The organism is Bradyrhizobium sp. DOA1, assembly GCF_001593325.1.
GTDB lineage: Bacteria > Pseudomonadota > Alphaproteobacteria > Rhizobiales > Xanthobacteraceae > Bradyrhizobium.
The window spans coordinates 1,308,545-1,327,538 of sequence record NZ_JXJM01000001.1; the positions used below are offsets into that span (position 1 = coordinate 1,308,545).

Consider the following 18,994-nt stretch of genomic DNA (forward strand, 5'->3'; position numbering starts at 1 on the left):
GGTTGCGACGGCGGAGCTCTATGCCGCTCACTCCACTGTCATGCCCCGGCTCGACCGGGGCATCCAGTACCCGGCGGCCTCTCGGCTTAATCACCGCCGACTCTGGAATACTGGATCGTCCGGTCAAGCCGGACGATGACACCGGCCCCCAGGAGTGGAGTCACCGCCCCAACTGCTTCGGATCGTAATAGAACCGCTCCTCGATCAACTGATCGCCCCGCCAGGTCTGCCACGCGATCTCGTCGAGCGTCCGCGTCACCCCTTCAGCATTCGTAAAACTGAATTTCCAGCGGGTGGCGACATGGTCGCCCTCGATCAGGCTCGGCCCGATCCGCTCGGCCTTGACCGCCTTGGAGGCCGCCAGCACGCCGCGCTCCTTGGCGATGAGCTTATCGCGGCCGACCGTCGGTGCGGCGTTGTTCTCGTAGGTCATGGCATCAGGCGTGCAGAACTGCTCGATCGCGCCGACGAAATCGCCGTCTTCCAGGCGCCTGGCAAAGGCTTCGACGATCTCGCGACTCGGCATGGCGTACCCTCGCAGCTAAAACAGACTGACAGTCGGTAAATACCGACCGGTGGTCGAAAAGTCAACTGGCTGCCGATGGCCGAATGGATTAGACGAGACGGATGGCAAAACAGGCGGAACGGCGTGCAGCGACGACCGAAGCGATCCTGACGGCGGCACGCCGCCTGTTCGGGAGCCGGGGGTTCGCCGCCACCACCATGGACGCGATCGCGGAAGGCGCCTCCGTCGCCAAGGGCGCGGTGTATCATCACTTCAAGACCAAGGAAGCGGTGTTCGAGGCCGTGTTCGACCTGGTCTCGCACGACCTCGTGGTCGAGATCGACAGCACAGCGCGCGCCGAGAAGGACGTGCTCGCCGCGATGGTTGCCGGCACCCAGCATTACTTTGCCGCGACCGCGAAGGGGTCGACCGGCCAGATCATCCTGCGTGACGGCCCGGCGGTGCTCGGCTGGGAGCGCTGGCGCGAGATCGACGCCAAACACTTCGGCGGCAAGCTACCTCGCGCGCTATTCGCGGCGATGGAGGCCGGCCTGATCGCGCGCCAGCCGGTCGAGCCGCTGGCGCGGCTGCTGCTCGGCGCGGTGACGGAAGCCGCGATCGCCTGCGCCGGACGCGCCGATATCGCAAGGGCGGGTGCGGAATATGCCCGTGCGTTCAAGTCGCTGGTCGAGGCGCTGCGCGTGCGGGAATGATTGTGCTAGTGACGAAACGGAAACGCCCACTCGAACAAAAAGAACAGTAGCGCATGAACGCAACTTCCTCTCTTGCACCCACCGATCCCGAATTCGACTACATCATCGTCGGCGCCGGCTCCGCCGGCTGCGTGCTCGCCAACCGCCTGTCGGCGAATGGCAAGCACAGCGTGCTGCTGCTCGAGGCCGGCCCGAAGGATTCCAACATCTGGATCCACGTCCCGCTCGGCTACGGGAAACTGTTCAAGGAGAAGAGCGTCAACTGGATGTACCAGACCGAGCCGGAGCCCGAGCTGAAGGGCCGCCAGGTATTCCAGCCGCGTGGAAAAACGCTGGGCGGCTCGAGCTCGATCAACGGCCTGCTCTATGTTCGCGGCCAGCACGAGGACTATGACCGCTGGCGCCAGCTCGGCAACACCGGATGGGGCTATGACGACGTATTGCCCTATTTCAAGAAAGCCGAGAATCAGTCGCGCGGCGCCGATCAGTATCACGGCACGGGCGGGCCACTGCCGGTGTCCAACATGATCGTGACCGATCCGCTGTCGAAGGCCTTCATCGACGCCGCAGTCGAGACCGGGCTGCCCTACAATCCCGACTTCAACGGCGCGACGCAGGAGGGCGTCGGGCTATTTCAGACCACGACGCGCAACGGCCGCCGCGCCTCGACCTCGGTGGCCTATCTCGGTCCTGCCAAGACCCGCGGCAATCTCAAGATCGAGACCTCCGCGCACGCTCAGCGCATCCTGTTCGAGGGGCGGCGCGCCGTCGGCGTCGAATACCGGCAAGGCGCGGCCTTGCGCCGCGCGCGTGCGCGGAAGGAGGTCGTGCTGTCGAGCGGCGCCTACAACTCGCCGCAGCTGCTTCAGCTCTCAGGTGTCGGCCCCGGCGATCTCCTGCGCAGCCATGGCATCGAGGTGTTGCTCGATGCTGCTGGCGTGGGCCATGATCTGCAGGACCACATGCAGGTCCGCATCGTGATGCGCTGCTCGCAAAGGATCACGCTGAACGACACCGTCAACCATCCGCTCCGCCGCACCATGGCCGGCGCGCGTTATGCGTTGTTCCGCAAGGGCTGGCTGACGATTGCGGCCGGCACGGCGGGCGCGTTCTTCAAGACCAGTCCGCGGCTGGCGTCGCCCGACATTCAGGTGCACTTCCTGCCGTTCTCGACCGACAAGATGGGCGAGAAGCTGCATGATTTCTCCGGTTTCACGGCGTCGGTGTGCCAGCTCCGGCCCGAGAGCCGCGGCACCTTGCGCATCAAGAGCGCCGACCCGAGCGTGCCGCCGGAGATCCGGATCAACTACATGTCGACCGAGACCGACCGGACCACCAACGTCGAAGGCATCAAGATCCTGCGAAAGATCCTGAACGCACCGGCGCTGAAGCCGTTTGTGGTCAGCGAGTATGATCCCGGGACAAAGGTATCCACGGATGCCGAGATACTGGATTACTGCCGTGAGCGCGGCAGCACCATCTACCATCCGACCTCGACCTGTCGTATGGGCAACGACGCGCTCGCGGTAGTCGACCAGCGGCTGAAGGTGAGGGGGCTCGACGGTCTTCGCGTCGTCGACGGCTCGATCATGCCGGACCTCGTGTCAGGAAATACCAACGCGCCGATCATCATGATCGCCGAGAAGGCCTCCGACATGATATTGGAGGATGCGCGATAAATTCGCCTTGAAAGGACGTTCGACTTGGCTACTCGATTTCGGATCGGCACCCGCAAGAGCGCGATGGCGCTGGCACAGACGGAGGAGATCGCCCGCCGCCTGACCGCCGCGGTGCCCGGTCTCGACGTCGAAATCGTCAAGTTCGATACCACGGGCGATCTCGACCAGACCAGCAAGCTGCTGCCGCACGGCGGCAAGGGCGGCGCCTTCGTGGCGCAGATCCGCGCCGCCGTGCTGTCGGGCGAGCTTCATGCGGCCATGCACTCGCTCAAGGACATGCCGGGCAATGAGGACACGCCCGGCCTCGTCATCGGCGCCACCCTGTCGCGCGATCCGCCCGGCGACGCGCTGGTGCTCCGGAATGGCGTGACGCTGGAAGCGTTGCGCCAGTCGCGCGGCAAGGGTTTCAAGATCGGCACCAACGCCGTGCGCAGGGCCGCCTATGCACGGCGCCTGTTTCCGGACGTGGAGGTGATCCACTTCCGCGGCGCAGCCGACACGCGCGTGCGAAAACTCGACAATGGCGAGAAGCAGCGCCTGCCCGATGGCGGCGCGGTGGGACCGGCTGATGCACTGATCATGGCGCGTTCGGGCCTCGACCGCGTCGGCTTGTCCAGCCGCATCGGCTATGAATTCACGGCCGCCGAGATGCTGCCCGCGGCAGGGCAGGGCATCGTCGCCGTCGAATGCGCCGCGCAGGACTGGCAGACGCGAAAAATCCTGTCATCGATCGACGATCCCGCCGCGCATGCCTGCGCCGATGCCGAGCGCGAGGTGCTGTGGGTTCTCAACGGCCACTGCAATTCGCCGGTGGCGGGTTTTTCGACCATCACGGGCGATCAGATGGCGCTGACCGCGTCCGTGCTCGACCTCTCCGGCAACACCATTATTGAAGCCTCGCGTACGGGCCCCGCCAATCGTCCGCGCGAGCTCGGCCGTGCGGTGGGTCTGGATCTGCTGGGGAAAGGTGCCGCCGAGATCATCGAGCGCAGCCGACCGCAGTAGACGCGAGATTTCGACCGGCGATGGTAGGATTCTGCGCCTGTTTTGCACGACGTGTCAAAGGCGCGCGGCGCGTGACGTCAGGTCAACGATTTCAAAGACTTGTCTACTGTGCATGGGGTTGTTTTCGCGGTTTGTTTTGCAGGGATGAAATAAATCAACCCCGCACGCGCCTCAGCATCTGCTCGACATGAGCGATCGGCGTCTCCGGCTGGATGCCGTGGCCGAGATTGAAGATGAAGCGTCCTTGCGCAAAGTTCGCCAGCACATCGTCGATCGCGCGGTCGAGCGCGGCACCGCCCGTGATCAGCACCAGCGGATCGAGATTGCCCTGCACGGCGACCGTGCTCTGCACGCGCTCGCGGATGAAGCCGGGCTCCGCGGTCCAGTCGATGCTGACGGCGTTGACGCCGGTGGCTTCGACATAGGCAGGCAGCTGCGCGCCGGCGCCGCGCGGAAAGCCGATGATCTTCGCATCCGGCACCTTTGCGCGCACGCCCTCGACGATGCGCCGCGTCGGCGCGACCGACCAGCGCGCGAACTCGGCCGGCGGCAGCACGCCCGCCCAGGTGTCGAAGATCTGCAGCGCGTCGGCCCCGGCGGCGAGCTGTGCCAAGAGATATTCGATCGAGCTCTCGACCAGCACGTCGATGATCTTTGCAAACGCCTCCGGATGCCGGTAGGCCATCATGCGCGCCGGCGCCTGGTCCGGCGTGCCCTGGCCGGCGACCATGTAGGTCGCCACCGTCCACGGCGCGCCGCAGAAGCCGATCAGCGCGATTTCGGGCGCGAGCTGAGCCCGCACGATCCTAAGCGCCTCGAACACCGGCGCGAGCTTGCCGAGATCGGCACGCGTTGCCAGCGTTCCGACCTTGGCGGGATCATCCAGCGGCTCGAGCCGCGGACCCTCGCCGACCTCGAAGCGCACGGCGCGGCCGAGCGCATAGGGGATCACCAGGATGTCCGAGAAGATGATCGCCGCATTGAAACCGAACCGGCGGATCGGCTGCAGCGTCACCTCGGCGGCAAGCTCCGGGTTGAAGCAGAGATCGAGGAAGCCGCCCGCCTTGGCGCGCACCTCGCGATATTCCGGCAGATAGCGGCCGGCCTGCCGCATCATCCACATGGGCGGGATGGACTGGCGCTGGCCGGAGAGCACGTCGATGAAGGGCTTTATCGCAGACTGGGGCACGAATGGTCCTGAAGCGGGTTATGGCCCCTGATACACCGCCGCGGCCCTCAGCGGAACAGGGGAACCAGGCCATTCGGACCGCGTTGACCAGCCAATGGAGGAGATCATGGCTGAGACATTCAATCCTGCGCCGCACGACAAGCATGCCGACGATCTGCGCGAGGCGCTCGCCGCCGATCGGCAGTCCAAGCTCGACGCCGGGCTGCAAGATACCTTCCCGGCCTCCGATCCCGTCAGCGCCGCCCAGCCGACGCCTTCGAAGGCGGATGCCGAGGCCGACAGCCTTTCGCTCTGGGACAAAGTGAAGGCCATCTTCAGCTAGCGGCGCATCGCCGGATTCCGACAGGGACACTAATGTCTTGTTAGCGATGCCCCGATTCCGGGCGTCCGTAGGACTACTGGAAAGGGGCAGATCGCCACGTATTCCGGTAGTGGCTTCAGAGTTCACTAACAGAAGCGGCAGAGTTTCCGAGGATCGGAGAATTCTGCCGCATGAGTGTTACGACCCAAAGAGCCGGATGGAGCCGTCTGCCGCTGCGCGCGGCGGCGTTCGTCGTGCTCACCTGCGCGACCATCCTCGGCGTCAGCGGCTGGCGCGAATGGGCCGCGCGCGATGCGGTGCTGCGAGGTGCCGAGGCGGAGATGGCGAACGTCGCGCGTTCGTTGACGCAGCATGCAGAGGACAGCCTCGACCTCCTGGATTCCGGCGTCGTCGGCATTGTCACCCGGCTGGAGATGGACGGCGCCGGGCCCGCCACGATCGGGAAGCTGCGCACGCTGCTGGATGCGCGCAAGAAGGCGATCGAGCGCATCCACAGCCTTGCCATTATCGACGATCAGGGCAACTGGCTGACTGCACCCGGCACGATCGGCACGACCTTCAGCGATGACGGTTTCTTCCGTCATCACCAGCTCTCGCCGAAACGAGAGCCCCATGTCGGTCGTCCCGTGAAGAGCCTCTTCGATGGCGAATGGCTGATCACCCTGACGCGCCGCTTCAACAAGCCGGACGGCAGCTTCGGCGGCGTCGCGCTTGCGACCATCAGCGCCAACTATCTCTCGCACTTCTACGAGCAGTTCGAGATCGGCCGCAACAGTTCGGTAGCGCTGACCCATGGCGACGGACTGATCGTGGCGCGCAGCCCGAACAACGAAAAGTTCGTCGGGCGCAGCGTTGCCGACAAGCCGCTGTTCCGCGACGCCAGCCTGCAGCGGCCGGGCGGCGCTTATCATTTCAAGTCGCCGCTGGACGGCGCCGAGCGCGTCAGCTTCTTCAAGCGCAGCAGCCGTTATCCGCTGGTCCTGCTTGCCACCGTCGACAAGAACGAACTGCTGGCGCCCTGGCGCGCTGCCGCAACCTCCCGCATGCTCTACGTCGCCGCGCTCGTGGTGCTGATCGCGATCATCGGTGCCCTGCTGGTGCGGCAACTGCAACGGGGTCAGCGCATGGCCGCAGCCCTGACTGAGAAGGAGGCCCACTTCCGCCTCCTCGCGGAGGGCTCCAGCGACATGGTGACCCGCATCGGGCTCGACGAGCGGATACGCTATGTCTCGCCTTCGTCGGTGCGCGTCGTCGGCTGGCGCGCCAATCAATTGATGGGCACGCCTGCGCTCGCCGGCATCAATCCGGAGGACCTGACGCAGGTCCAGGCGATCGTCGATGCCATGAAGCGTGGCGAGAAGGAGGAGGCGCGGCTCGTCTATCGCAACTCGCACCGCGAGAACGGCGAAGTTTGGCTGGAATCGACCATGCGGGTGACGCGCAAGGACAACGGCCGCGTCGACGGCGTGGTGGCGATCTCGCGCGACATCACCGAACACAAGAAGCTGGAGACCAGGCTCGAGGCGCTCGCGATCGAGGACAGCCTCACCGGCCTTGCCAACCGCCGCCGCTTCGACGAGCGGCTGAAGGAGGAGTGGGCGCGCGCCTATCGCGACCGCTCCAGCCTCGCCTTGCTGATGATCGACGTCGACCATTTCAAAGCCTACAACGACGAATATGGCCATCCCGCCGGCGACGCCTGCCTTCGCGTCGTGGCGCAGATCATCGCGGCCGAGACGCAGCGCCCCGGCGATCTGGCGGCGCGCTATGGCGGCGAGGAGTTCGCCATGCTGCTGCCGAGCACCGATGCCGCGGGCTGCGCCCGGATTGGCGACCAGATCCGGCGGGCGATCGGCGAGGCGGGCCTCGTTCACACCACCAACCATGCGACCGGTTTCGTCACCGCCTCGCTCGGAGGCGCGGCCTGCCGGCCGGTGCTGGAGCGCACGGCGGGCGTGGTCTCGCTCGTCGAGGCGGCCGACCAGGCGCTCTATGCGGCCAAGGAGGCCGGGCGCAACCGGCTGATGATGTCCGGCGAGGTCGCCGGCCTGATGCCCAAGGCGTCGGGTCTGTAGCTCACCGTTTCAATAATGCGGTGGCGGTTCATTGGCGGGCCCCGGCGCACTCGCCTCGGCCTCCTGGAGTCGTTCGTTCAGCTGTGCGACCTGCCGTGTCAGCGCGTCGATATGCTTCCATTGCGCCGTGATGGTCTGGTTCAGCGTCTCGATGGTGTCGTCCTGGTAAGTCAGGCGCGTCTCCAGCATGTCGATGCGCTCGCTCAGACCTTTGATCTCATTCGTCACGGCCGTGCTCCTTGTCCCCTCCGCGCAGGCCCTGTTCACGCAATCCATGGCCGAGCGCGACGCGCTCGTCGAACACGAAGCACTCACCGCGCCAGCGGCTCTGTGTCTCCGGCACCTCTTGCAGATATCTCAGGATGCCGCCCTTGAGGTGATAGACCTCGGCAAAGCCGCGTGCGAGCAAATGCGCGCTCGCCTTCTCGCAACGGATGCCGCCGGTGCAGAACATCGCGATCCTGCGGTGCTTGGCCGGATCGAGCTGCTCCGCCGCAAAATCCTTGAATTGGCCAAAGCTCTGGAGACCGGGATCGACCGCACCCTCGAACGTGCCCATTGCCACCTCGAAGGTGTTGCGGGTGTCGAGCAGCAGCGTGTCGGGGGCCGCGATCAGCGCGTTCCAGTCGCTCGCGTCGACATAGGTGCCGACTTGCCTCGTCGGATCGGCGGCGGCATCGCCGAGCGTGACGATCTCCTTCTTCAGCCGCACTTTGAGCCGTCCAAACGGCATCGCTGCGGCCGTGGAGAATTTCAGCTCGAGATTGTTGAGCCTGCCGCCAAAGATGTCGCCGTGCGCGAGCTCATGCGCGAACGCGTCGATCGCCTCCGGGGCGCCCGCGACGGTGCCATTGATGCCCTCCTGGGCCAGCAGCACGCTGCCCTTTAGCGCAAGGCCGGCGCAGAACGCGCGTAGCGGCTCGCGCAACTCGCCGTAATCCGGGAGGGCGGCAAATTGATAGAAGGCGGCGACCTTGGTGATTGAATTGGCGTCGAGCATGGCGGCTCGTTTAGCAGGCGGCTGCCGCCCGGAAAACCCGCAATGCTGAAAGCCCGAGCGGACCATACGCCCAGCGGATGGCAGCCATTTCACTGGTATGCCAGCATTGCTCCCGGTGGTCGGAATGTGTCATGTAAGCCCGGTTTTCCCGAGATGGCGCGCCACCGCGGCCACGGCCCAGAGAGCCTAACGAGAGCAAGAATTCGCATGAGAAACTTCCATTTCCCCGGCAGGTCCACGGTTCACGCCACCAACGCGATGGTGGCGACCTCGCATCCGCAGGCATCGCTCGCCGCGATCGAGGTGCTGCGCGAGGGCGGCACGGCGGTGGACGCGGCGGTCGCAGGCTCGGCCGTGCTCGGCGTGATCGAACCGCAATCGACCGGCATCGGCGGCGACTGCTTCGCGCTGATCCAGCCGCGGGGCGAAGGTAAGATCCTCGCCTATAACGGCTCCGGCCGCGCGCCGAAGGCGGCGAACGCCGATTGGTATCTCGAGCGCAAGATCAACTCCGTGCCCCTGACCTCGGCGCATGCGGTCTCGATCCCCGGCGTGGTCGACGCCTTCGCCACCGTGCTGCGCGATCACGGCAAGTTCGGCTTCGAGCGGCTGCTCCAGCCCGCGATCAAGGCGGCGGAGGAAGGCTATGTCGTCGCGCCCCGCATCGCCTTCGACTGGAAGAACCAGTTCGAGAAGCTCAAGGCCGGCACCAACACCGTGCGCTACCTGCTGCCGGGCGGCAAGCCGCCGGTCGCCGGCGACGTCATTCGCCAGGTCGAGCTCGGCAAGACCCTGCGCGCCATCGCCAAGGGCGGCCGCGATGCCTTCTACAAGGGCGAGATCGCGGAAGACATGGTCGAGACCCTCAGGGGGATCGGCGGCTTGCACACGCTCGACGATTTCGCCGCGCATACCACGGAAGTGACTTCGCCGATCGGCACCATGTACAAGGGTTACGACGTCTGGCAGTGCCCGCCGAACGGACCGGGCCTGACCATGCTGCTGATGCTGAACATCCTGTCGCGGTTCGACCTCACGAAATACGCGCCGCTCAGCATCGAGCGCTTCCATCTCGAGGCGGAAGCGGCGCGCATCGCCTACATGCATCGCGAACTGCACGTCGCCGATCCCGAGCACATGCAGATCGAGGTCGCCAGGATCCTCGCCAAGGAGTTCTGCGACGAGCACATCAGCAAGATCCGCATGGACGGCATGCTCGACCTTCCGAACGTCGCGCCGCCCATGAATCCCTCGACCATCTACATCACGGTCGTGGACAAGGACCGCAATGTCTGCTCGTTCATCAATTCGATCGCGCATTCCTTCGGCTCGGCCATCGTCTCCAACAAGACCGGCGTCTTGTTCCAGAACCGCGCCGGCGGCTTCCGCATCCAGCCCGGTCATCCGAACAGCATCGCCGGCGGCAAGCGGCCGCTGCACACGATCATGCCGAGCCTCGTCACCCAGGGCGGCCGTTCCGTGATGCCGTTCGCGGTGATGGGCGGGCAGTATCAGCCGGTCGGCCAGACCCACGTGCTGACCAACATCCTCGACTATGGCTGCGACGTGCAGGAGGCGATCGACATGCCGCGCGGCCTGCATTACGAGGGCCAGTACCAGCTCGAGGACAGCGTTCCGGCCGCGATCGTCGAGGGCCTGAAGAAGCTCGGCCACAACACCACCAGCGTGGTTGCCCCGCTCGGCGGGGCCCAGGCGATCTGGATCGACTGGGACAAGGGCACGCTCACCGGCGGTTCCGATCCGCGCAAGGATGGCTGTGCGCTGGGTTATTGATTCTCAGCGCGAGTTCCTCGCGCAGATCAGGAAAAGTTGACGAAGGGCGATGCGGCATTTGCTGCATCGCCCTTCTCACGTTCGGAACGGAGCTCATTGCTTCAGGTTAAGGGGCGATGGGCGGTGCAGGCGTGCGCTGCTTTGTAGATCAGCGGCGGAGGCGTCGATGTCCGACAAACCAGGTTCCAAACAATCAGCATTCGATCGGCGCGCCTTCATGGCCGCTGCGGCTGGCAGTGCGCTGGTCCCGATGACCGCGCGTGCGGCCGCAGAGGACGCCAGGGCTCCGGCGCCACAGGATCCGTCGCTTCCCGTCGACGTCACGCTGCAGGTCAACGGCAAGGACAAGCGCCTCAGCATCGATGTCCGCACCACGCTGCTGGACGCGCTGCGTGAACACCTCAAGCTCACTGGCAGCAAGAAGGGCTGCGACCACGGCCAGTGCGGCGCCTGCACGGTGCTAATCGACGACCGGCGCGTGGTGTCGTGCCTGACCCTTGCGCTCGCCGCCGAGGGGCAGGAGATCACGACCATTGAGGGGCTGGCTACCGATGACCATCTGCATCCGATGCAGCAGGCCTTCATCGACAACGACGCGTTCCAGTGCGGCTATTGCACGCCCGGCCAGATCATGTCGGCCGTCGCCTGCGTCAAGGAAGGCCATGCCAGCAACGAGGCCGACATCCGCGAATATATGAGCGGCAATATCTGCCGCTGTGCCGCCTATCCCAACATCGTCGCCGCGGTGAAGCAGGCCGCGCCCGAAATCCTGAAGGGCTAGGCGCATGCGACCGTTTTCGTATCAGAGGGCAACAGACCCTGACATGGCCGTGCAGGCGCTCGGCGCTGCCGCGGCCGCGAACAATCCGCTGACCCAGGCCCGTGCGCAGCCGCTCGCCGGCGGCACCACGCTGATCGACCTGATGAAGCTTGACGTGATGCGGCCTGCCGCCATCGTCGACATCAATCCGCTCGCGCGCAGTTGGTCGGCAATCGAGCCTAGGGAAGACGGATTGCGCCTCGGCGCGCTCGCGAAGATGTCGGACGTTGCCGCGCATGGAGAGATCCAACGCCACTATCCGGTGATCGCAAATTCCCTGAAGCTTGCGGCCAGCGCCCAGCTGCGCAACATGGCGACGCTCGGCGGCAACGTGATGCAGCGGACGCGTTGCAGCTATTTCCGCGACGTCTCCTATGAGAATTGCAACAAGCGCAATCCGGGTTCGGGCTGCGCCGCGATGGACGGCGTCAACCGCATGCATGCGGTGCTCGGCGTCTCCGACCAGTGCATCGCGACCTATCCCGGCGATTTCGCGCAGGCGCTGATCGCGCTGGATGCTCTGGTCGAGATTACGGGCAAGGGTGGCACGCGCAGCATGCCGTTCTCCCAGCTTCACAAGGCGCCGGGCACGACCCCCGACATCGAGACCTCGCTTCAGCCTGGCGAGCTGATCTCGGCCTTCTCGATTCAGGGCCGCTGGCCGCGCTCGATGTATCTCAAGGCGCGCGACCGCCAATCCTACGAGTTCGCGCTGTCCTCGGCTGCGATTGCGCTCGATGTGCAGGACGGCACGATCCGGGATGCGCGGGTCGCGCTCGGCGGCGTCGCCACTGTGCCCTGGCGGGCGCGCGAGGCGGAGGCTCTTCTCAAGGGACAGAAATTCGACGACGGCTTGGCGCAGCGGGTCGCCGATGCCGCTTTCGCAGAGGCCAGGGGGCGGCGGCACAACAGCTTCAAAATCGCGCTCGGCAAACGCGTGGTGGCGCGTGCGCTCCAGCAGGCCGTAACGATGGAGATCTGATCATGACCGCTGCTGCTCCCGAGCCCAAGACGAACATGGGCAAGCCCGTACCGCGCTATGACGCGGTCGTGAAAGTGACGGGACGCGCGACCTATGCGTCCGACATGCCGCTTGCCGATCCCGCCCATGCGTTCCTCGTCACCAGCGCGATTGCCAAGGGACGAGTCGACAGCTTCGATCTCGGCGAGGCCAAGCGGGTCCGGGGCGTGATCGACATCGTCACCCACGAGAACGCACCGAAGCTGAAGGAGTCGAGGCTCTTCAGCAATGGCGGCTATGCGAGCACGACGATCCAGCCGCTGAAATCGGCCGAGATCGCCCATGACGGCCAGATCATCGCGGTGGTCATCGCCGAAAGCTACGAGGCGGCGCGCGAAGCCGCCAACCGCATCAAGGTCAGCTATACGGCCGCCACGCCAAGCGCGACCTTCGACTCGCCCGGGACGACCACGGCGCCAGCGAAGGGGCAGAATGCCCAGTTCAAGGAAGACCCGAAGGTCGGCAATTTCGCCAAGGCGTTCGAGGAGGCCGAGGTCAAACTGACCGCTTCTTACGAAACACCGACGCAGCATCACAATCCGATGGAGCTATTCTCGACCAGCTGCGCCTGGATGGGCGACAACCTCGTGATCTACGAGCCGAGTCAGTTCGTGTACGGCCTCAAATACGGTGTCGCCGAGCAGCTCGGGATCGACGCCGATAAGGTCCGCGTGGTCAACCCGTATGTCGGCGGTGGTTTCGGCGCGCGCGGGTCGATGACGCCGCGCACTGCCATCATCGCGGCCATCGCCAGGCGCTTGAACCGGCCGATCAAGCTGGTCCCGACCCGCGACCAGGGCTTCACCATCACCACGCATCGTGCCGAGACCCGCCACGAGATCAAGCTCGGCGCGAGCCGGGACGGCAAGCTGGTCGCGCTCCGGCACGAGGGCGCCGAGGTGTCCTCGCGCCCCGATGCCTATTGCGTCGGCGGCACCAAGACGACGACGCGGCTCTATGCCTGTCCGAATGTCGACAGCCTGGTCTCGATCGTGCGCGCCGACCGCAACACGCCCGGCTTCATGCGCTCGCCACCAGAGGTGCCGTATCTGTTCGCGCTGGAAAGCGCGATGGACGAGCTGGCGGCGAAGCTGAACGTGGATCCGGTCGAGCTTCGTCGCATCAACGACACCACGAACGAGCCGATCAGCGGCAAGCCCTATACCTCGCGCTCGCTGATGGCCTGTTTCGACGAGGCTGCGAAGGCGTTCGGGTGGGCGCAGCGCTCGCCTGAGCCGAAGTCGATGTCGGATGGCGATTGGCTGATCGGCTATGGCTGTGCCGCCACCTGCTATCCGACGCAGATGGGGCCCGCAGCGGCCCGCGTCCGGCTGCAACGCGACGGCCGCACCCGCGTCGAGATCGCCGGCCACGAGATCGGCACCGGCGCCTATACCGTCATTGCTCAGGCTGCATCCGAGCGGCTCGGCGTGCCGCTGGAGAAGGTTGCCGTCTTCATCGGCGACAGCGATCTGCCGCCGGCGCCCGTTGCAGGAGGCTCGAACTCCACCGCCAGCACCTGCTCCGCAGTGATGATGGTGTGCGACCAGATCCGGCAGCGTCTGTTCAAGGCGGTGGTGCCGAGCCAGAGTCTGGCGGACAAGGCGAAGGAGACCGTCGGCATCGGCCAGACACCGGCAACGCAGGCGGCGAAGGGCGACCGTCCGCTTGACCTGGAGAAGGCCTTCGACGCGCTCGGGGTCGGCGTCGTCGAGGAATATGGCGAGTGGAAGCCGGAAGGCGCGCCGCTGGATTCCTTCCGCGCCATGCACAACGGGCAGGTGCGGCTCGTGGGCGGTCATTCCATGAAAGACCAGATCGCTTACGCGTTTGGCGCGGAGTTCGTCGAAGTCCGCATCAATCGCTTCACGCATGAGATCCGCTGCCCGCGCCTCGTTGGCGCCTTCGCCGGCGGCCGCATCATGAATCCGCGCACGGCGCGCAGCCAGCTAATGGGCGGGCTGATCTGGGGCATGTCGTCGGCGTTGCTGGAGGCCACCGAGATAGACGAACGCTATGCGCGCTACGTCAACGACAATCTTGCTGATTACCTCGTCCCCGTGAATGCGGACGTATCAGGCGTCGAGGTCATTCTGCTCTCTGAGGAGGATGATCGCATCAATCCTGTCGGCGTGAAGGGCCTCGGCGAGCTCGGCAATGTCGGCACCAATGCGGCGATCTGCAATGCGATCTACCATGCCACGGGGCAGCGCATTCGTAAGCTCCCGGTCCGGCTGGAAAATATCGAGGTGTGAGGGGTGGAAACCTCACCCGCGTTGCGCTAGACACCTTCCGCCTCAAACGGAAGGTGCCTTATGCAGCGTTTCCAGCGCGCGCTTCTCGCCCTGATGTCGGCACTCGCGATCATCGTGATCGCCGGCGTGTCGCATTTCGTTTCCACCACGGCCTCGGCCCAGACCGCAGGAAAGACCATGACAACAGCTTCAGGCTTGCAGATCATCGACAGCGTCGCCGGAACGGGCGCTTCGCCAAAGCCCGGCCAGATCTGCGTGATGCACTACACCGGCTGGCTTTATGAGAACGGCCAGAAGGGCAAGAAATTCGACTCCTCCGTCGACCGCAACGAGCCGTTCGAATTCCCGATCGGCAAGGGCCGCGTCATCGCCGGCTGGGACGAGGGCGTCGCCTCGATGAAGGTCGGCGGCAAGCGCACGCTGATCATCCCGCCGCAGCTCGGCTATGGCGCGCGTGGCGCCGGCGGCGTGATCCCGCCGAACGCGACGCTGATGTTCGACGTGGAATTGCTTGGAGTGAAGTGAGCCCAGGTCTTTCCACATCGTCACGGCCGGGCTTGACCCGGCCATCCACGCCTTGGCAGGAAGAAAGAACGTGGATGCCCGGGACAAGCCCGGGCATGACGGCGAGAGATCAGAACAAAAAAGACCGGCCTTGCGGCCGGTCTTTTCGCGTTCAGTCTCGTGGGTACTATTCCGTTGCGCGCTTTGCCGCAGCGGCGGCGCGATCCATCGCGTCCTTTGCGGCGTCCTTGGCATCGCCCATGGCCTGCTGGCCCTTGCCCTTCACTTCCTGCACCGCGCCTTCGCCCTTCATACGCTCGGATCCGGTGGCTTCACCGATGCCCTGCTTGGCCTTGCCGATCGCCTCGTTGGCGGTGCCCTTGATCTTGTCGGTCGTGCTGCCCATGAAACTCTCCTTTTGTTTCGCTTGGAATGACAACGCTGGGCGGCTACGGGGGTTCCGATTTTGCTATGGCTAGCGGATGCGGCTTTGGGGTAATTTGCTGCGCACGGAACCAACAGAAAGCAAGTCCCATGACCGGCCATGATCATTCGCATTCCCACCATGACCACGATCATGACGATCGCTGGAAGCATGACGGCGTGCGCGTCATCCCCGGCAACCAGCTCGACACCAACGTGCCATCGACCGCAGGCATGGACCGCGCCGCCGCCATCAACTTCGCACGAGTCGGCGCGCAGAAATTGTGGGCAGGCACGGTCAGCATCAAGCCCGACGCCAAGACCGGCGCCCATCATCACGGCCATCTCGAAAGCGTCATCTACGTGGTGAAGGGCAAGGCGCGGATGCGCTGGGGCGAGAAGCTGCAATTCACCGCCGAGGCCGGCCCCGGCGACTTCATCTTCGTCCCGCCCTACGTGCCGCATCAGGAGATCAACGCCAGCCCGGACGAGGTGCTGGAATGCGTGCTGGTGCGCAGCGACGGCGAGGCGGTGGCGATCAACCTCGACATCGAACCGGTCGAGAAGCCCGAGACGGTGTTGTGGATCGATCCGGTCCACCGCGATCCCAACGAGAAGAAGTAGGCTTTCCGAGGCGGCGCGGGGTTCATGCGACAGGACCCCGCAGGCGCGACCTTAAAAATATTCGGAAGCGATGTCGGGTGGCTGCCTGGCCATCCGTCCTTGGGCAGAACCCGCCAAGGAGCTTCCGATGCCTAAGATGATCTTCGTCAACCTGCCGGTGACCGACCTCAAGCGCGCGACCGCCTTCTATGAGGCGATCGGTGCGGTCAAGAACCCGCAATTCTGCGACGACACGGCGAGCTGCATGGTCTTTTCCGAGACCATCTTCGCCATGCTGCTGACCCACGACAAATTCCGTCAGTTCACGCCGAAGCCGATCGCGGATGCCAAGTCCTCGAACCAGGTGCTGCTCTGCCTGTCCGCGGACAGCCGCAGCGAGGTCGACGATATCGTCGGCAGGGCGGCGGCCGCGGGCGGCGTGGCTGATCCCAGCCCGAAGGACGAATACAGCTTCATGTACGGCCGCAGCTTCGAGGATCCCGACGGCCATATGTGGGGGGTGAACTGGATGGATCTCGCGGCGGCCCCGCTGCAGCCCGCCATGGCGACCGCCTGATCGAAGCCGGGGAATAGGAGCATTCACATGTCCAAGGTCACGCCCTGCCTGTGGTTCAACGGCGATGCCGAAGAGGCCGCCAATTTCTACGTCTCCCTGCTGCCCGATTCCAGGATCGTGCACGTTCAGCGCAACGTCTCCGATGGTCCGTCCGGCAAGGAGGGCTCGGTGCTCGTCGTCGAATTCACCCTCGGCGGGCAGCGCCTGGTCGCGCTAAATGGCGGCATGAAGATGGAGTACACCCACGCGATCTCGCTGATGATCGATTGCAACGACCAGGCCCAGGTCGATAGTGTCTGGAGCGCGTTCCTAGCGCATGGCGGCAAGGAAGAGCAGTGCGGCTGGCTTAGGGATCGCTGGGGCGTGGCCTGGCAGGTGGTGCCGAAGGCGATGTTCGAATTCCTGTCGAGCCCCGACAAGGCGGCGGCCGCACGCGCCGTGCAGGCCATGATGAAGATGGTCAAGCTCGACGTCGACGTGCTGCGCCAGGCATTCGAGGGCGAATCGGCGGCGTGAGGCGGCGACGGTGCCGTAGGGTGGGCAAAGGCGCGTAGCGCCGTGCCCACGATCCGCCCGCGATTAAGAGAAGTGGTGGGCACGCTTTCGCTTTGCCCACCCTACGAGACCGTGCCCGCCCTAATAATTGATCCGCAGCCCCACGCCACCGTGAATGGTGTTGCCGACCGGCTGCGGCCCCAGCGTGCCGTTGGCGAAGAGATCGACGATCCAGCCCTTTTGCACGCGGAAACCAAGCCGTCCGCCATATTCGAACCAGCCCTGGTTGCCCATGGTCGGCACCACCATGCCTTGGCCAGTCACCGTCGCCACGATGCCGCTGTGGGTCGCAAAGGATTGCACCCAGCCGCCGTTGATGTTGGCCTCGATGTTGCTGCCGTAGAGATGCGTCCACTGGCCACCGAGCTTGACCAGGCTGGTGCGGTCGGTGCCGGTCGCAAGGGTGGCGTCGAACGGATTGAAGGCCACTGCGCTGTCGGTGTAGCCCGATACGCGCTGCCAGAGCTGCCAGACCTCGACGGAGGCTGCGACCTCGTCGCGCGGTGACAGCCGGCTGATCCACCCGGCGCGGCCATAGACGGCGTAATTCGAGGCGTTGGTCGAGCTGGTCACGCTGACCGGGCCGAGGTTGGTGTCGTAGCTGCGTGTGTAGCGCGCCTTCTGCCACGGCGTCAGGATCGTGCCGACGTCGAAGAACGGGCGTGACGAGCCCCAGTCGGTGAAATCGTAGCGCAGCGCAAAGGCGCCGATCGGCGCGCTCGTGATCTCGTAGCCTTTCCCGTCGTAATGCGTATAGGCGATGCCGGCGAGCAGCGACAGATTGTTGGTCAGCTCCTTGCGGCCGTGGATGCCGGCAGAGAACGAGCCGGCCGAGCCGAAAGCACTGACGCAGTCGCCGCAATTGACCTGCTCGTTGACGCCGAGCAGCACCGTGCCGAGCACGCGGTTGGTGATCATCTGGTTGAAGCGCTGATTGGCGAGGCCGCCGATCGAATTGCCGCTGGAACTCGCGCCGCTCGGCGTCGGGCTCGACGTCGGTGCTGGATTCGGCGAGGGCGAGGGTGACGGTGACGGTGACGGATAAGGGCTCGGAGAAGGTGAGGGTGACGGCGAATAGGTCGGGGTAGGGCTCGGCCCACATCCGGACTCGCAATTCGTCTGAGCTGTGGCCGGACGCAGATCGAAAGCGACAAGAGCGAGCGCAGCCGCAGCGGCCAGCGCGCCGCCGAGGATGAAGCGCTTCAAGCAGAGCTTTACCATCGTCATCGTCCGCACAGCATGCCGTCGTCCTGGACGGCTGGCGTGATGGTCGGCGAGGCCCCGGCATATTGGTTGACGGCACACAGCCCGGCACTCGCCGCGCAATTGGCGGCAAAGGTCCAGGGCGGCGTATTGGTTTTGGTGATGCTGACCTTGCCGCCGGTCGACGTGATGATCGCGGTGTCGCCGGGCTGGGTGAGCTGCACACATTGGGACTTCGTCGTGCAGACGCTGGCCGCGCCGTCCTGAAGCACCACGACGGAGCGGCCGCGCTGCGAGAGGATGTCGAGCGTGGTGCCGCGCACGCCGATGGTCGCGAGCGGTGTCGTGATCTTGTAGGCGCTCTTGTCGGAATTGCCGGTGACGAAGCGGAAAGCGCCTGTTGTCATGCGGATCGCGACGGCGCGATAGCTCTGGTCGTCGTTGAAGACGGTGCGGTCGAGCTTCAATGTCGCGCTGGGGCCCAGCGACAAATTGGTGCTGTCGGCCATGACGAAGCGCGCCGCGCTGTCGGCGCCGGTGCGCACGGTCTCGTCGCGCAACATGCTGTCGCCGACGTTGATCGGCGTGGTGGTCGCGGCGACGCGCACCACTTCGTTCTGGATTACGACGGCTTGGCCGACGCGTGTCTGCGCCTGCGCGCCAGGACCTGCGCACAACGCGGCTGATAACAGCGACGGGAAAAACCAAAAACGCAAATTCATTTCACAACCGATCGATATGTCCCTGATCG

20 protein-coding genes are annotated in these 18,994 nt (G+C 65.1%); 13 read left to right on the plus strand and 7 right to left on the minus strand.

What is annotated here, in order from left to right; translation table 11 throughout:
- Positions 1–160 precede the first annotated feature (160 nt).
- Positions 161–526 carry a nuclear transport factor 2 family protein gene (locus SE91_RS06045; protein ID WP_061846939.1) on the minus strand — a complete coding sequence of 122 codons (366 nt, stop codon included), beginning with the start codon at positions 524–526 and terminating at the stop codon, positions 161–163.
- Positions 527–627: 101 nt separating this feature from the next.
- Here SE91_RS06045 and SE91_RS06050 point away from each other — a divergent pair, with 101 nt between their 5' ends.
- From SE91_RS06050 to hemC, 3 genes are read left to right on the plus strand one after another with little or no spacing between them, the layout of a single operon-like run.
- Complete coding sequence (locus tag SE91_RS06050) at positions 628–1,218, plus strand: TetR/AcrR family transcriptional regulator (protein ID WP_061846940.1); 591 nt, start codon at positions 628–630, stop codon at positions 1,216–1,218.
- A gap of 53 nt (positions 1,219–1,271) precedes the next feature.
- Positions 1,272–2,897: a GMC family oxidoreductase gene (locus SE91_RS06055; protein WP_061846941.1), complete on the plus strand. Its 1,626-nt coding sequence runs from the start codon at positions 1,272–1,274 to the stop codon at positions 2,895–2,897.
- Between the two features lie 24 nt (positions 2,898–2,921).
- Positions 2,922–3,902 carry a hydroxymethylbilane synthase gene (hemC, locus tag SE91_RS06060; protein ID WP_082813677.1) on the plus strand — a complete coding sequence of 327 codons (981 nt, stop codon included), beginning with the start codon at positions 2,922–2,924 and terminating at the stop codon, positions 3,900–3,902.
- Between the two features lie 154 nt (positions 3,903–4,056).
- Here hemC and hemE read toward each other — a convergent pair whose 3' ends face one another.
- Positions 4,057–5,091 carry a uroporphyrinogen decarboxylase gene (gene hemE / locus SE91_RS06065; protein WP_061846943.1) on the minus strand — a complete coding sequence of 345 codons (1,035 nt, stop codon included), beginning with the start codon at positions 5,089–5,091 and terminating at the stop codon, positions 4,057–4,059.
- 106 nt (positions 5,092–5,197) lie between these two features.
- On the opposite strand from hemE, the gene SE91_RS06070 reads away from it, so the two are divergent.
- On the plus strand, positions 5,198–5,413 hold the full coding sequence (locus SE91_RS06070; RefSeq protein ID WP_061851002.1) for a hypothetical protein: 216 nt from the start codon (positions 5,198–5,200) through the stop codon (positions 5,411–5,413).
- Positions 5,414–5,583: 170 nt separating this feature from the next.
- Positions 5,584–7,488: a sensor domain-containing diguanylate cyclase gene (locus SE91_RS06075; protein WP_061846944.1), complete on the plus strand. Its 1,905-nt coding sequence runs from the start codon at positions 5,584–5,586 to the stop codon at positions 7,486–7,488.
- A gap of 9 nt (positions 7,489–7,497) precedes the next feature.
- On the opposite strand, the gene SE91_RS06080 is transcribed toward SE91_RS06075, so the two are convergent.
- Positions 7,498–7,716 carry a SlyX family protein gene (locus SE91_RS06080; RefSeq protein ID WP_061846945.1) on the minus strand — a complete coding sequence of 73 codons (219 nt, stop codon included), beginning with the start codon at positions 7,714–7,716 and terminating at the stop codon, positions 7,498–7,500.
- Positions 7,706–8,488 (minus strand): oxygen-dependent tRNA uridine(34) hydroxylase TrhO, encoded by a 783-nt coding sequence (trhO, locus tag SE91_RS06085; RefSeq protein WP_061846946.1) that lies wholly within the window; start codon positions 8,486–8,488, stop codon positions 7,706–7,708. Before trhO ends, SE91_RS06080 begins: the two co-directional genes overlap by 11 nt.
- A gap of 207 nt (positions 8,489–8,695) precedes the next feature.
- Here trhO and ggt point away from each other — a divergent pair, with 207 nt between their 5' ends.
- The 5 genes from ggt to SE91_RS06110 all read left to right on the plus strand — a co-directional run bounded on the left by ggt (position 8,696) and on the right by SE91_RS06110 (position 14,903).
- Positions 8,696–10,282, plus strand: a complete 1,587-nt coding sequence (ggt, locus tag SE91_RS06090) for a gamma-glutamyltransferase (RefSeq protein ID WP_061846947.1) — start codon at positions 8,696–8,698, stop codon at positions 10,280–10,282.
- A 166-nt stretch (positions 10,283–10,448) separates the two neighbouring features.
- Positions 10,449–11,063, plus strand: coding sequence for a (2Fe-2S)-binding protein (locus SE91_RS06095; protein WP_061846948.1), 615 nt, complete (start codon positions 10,449–10,451; stop codon positions 11,061–11,063).
- A gap of 4 nt (positions 11,064–11,067) precedes the next feature.
- Complete coding sequence (locus SE91_RS06100; protein ID WP_061846949.1) at positions 11,068–12,084, plus strand: FAD binding domain-containing protein; 1,017 nt, start codon at positions 11,068–11,070, stop codon at positions 12,082–12,084.
- Positions 12,085–12,086: 2 nt separating this feature from the next.
- The gene (locus tag SE91_RS06105; protein ID WP_061846950.1) at positions 12,087–14,378 is read left to right on the plus strand and encodes a xanthine dehydrogenase family protein molybdopterin-binding subunit; all 2,292 of its coding nucleotides are present in this window, start codon (positions 12,087–12,089) and stop codon (positions 14,376–14,378) included.
- Between the two features lie 60 nt (positions 14,379–14,438).
- The gene (locus tag SE91_RS06110; RefSeq protein ID WP_061846951.1) at positions 14,439–14,903 is read left to right on the plus strand and encodes an FKBP-type peptidyl-prolyl cis-trans isomerase; all 465 of its coding nucleotides are present in this window, start codon (positions 14,439–14,441) and stop codon (positions 14,901–14,903) included.
- A 166-nt stretch (positions 14,904–15,069) separates the two neighbouring features.
- Here SE91_RS06110 and SE91_RS06115 read toward each other — a convergent pair whose 3' ends face one another.
- Complete coding sequence (locus SE91_RS06115) at positions 15,070–15,288, minus strand: CsbD family protein (RefSeq protein ID WP_060736791.1); 219 nt, start codon at positions 15,286–15,288, stop codon at positions 15,070–15,072.
- A 128-nt stretch (positions 15,289–15,416) separates the two neighbouring features.
- Between SE91_RS06115 and SE91_RS06120 the strand changes: the two genes are divergently transcribed.
- The 3 genes from SE91_RS06120 (at position 15,417) to SE91_RS06130 (ending at position 17,001) form a co-directional block, all read left to right on the plus strand.
- Positions 15,417–15,929, plus strand: coding sequence for a cupin domain-containing protein (locus tag SE91_RS06120; RefSeq protein WP_008568982.1), 513 nt, complete (start codon positions 15,417–15,419; stop codon positions 15,927–15,929).
- A gap of 127 nt (positions 15,930–16,056) precedes the next feature.
- Positions 16,057–16,485 (plus strand): VOC family protein, encoded by a 429-nt coding sequence (locus SE91_RS06125; protein WP_060736790.1) that lies wholly within the window; start codon positions 16,057–16,059, stop codon positions 16,483–16,485.
- Between the two features lie 27 nt (positions 16,486–16,512).
- On the plus strand, positions 16,513–17,001 hold the full coding sequence (locus SE91_RS06130; protein WP_061846952.1) for a VOC family protein: 489 nt from the start codon (positions 16,513–16,515) through the stop codon (positions 16,999–17,001).
- Between the two features lie 120 nt (positions 17,002–17,121).
- Here the strand turns inward: SE91_RS06130 and SE91_RS06135 are convergent, their stop codons facing one another.
- Both SE91_RS06135 and SE91_RS06140 read right to left on the minus strand, forming a co-directional pair.
- Positions 17,122–18,261 carry a hypothetical protein gene (locus tag SE91_RS06135; RefSeq protein WP_061846953.1) on the minus strand — a complete coding sequence of 380 codons (1,140 nt, stop codon included), beginning with the start codon at positions 18,259–18,261 and terminating at the stop codon, positions 17,122–17,124.
- Between the two features lie 2 nt (positions 18,262–18,263).
- Positions 18,264–18,965: a FecR family protein gene (locus SE91_RS06140; RefSeq protein WP_061846954.1), complete on the minus strand. Its 702-nt coding sequence runs from the start codon at positions 18,963–18,965 to the stop codon at positions 18,264–18,266.
- Positions 18,966–18,994 lie beyond the last annotated feature (29 nt).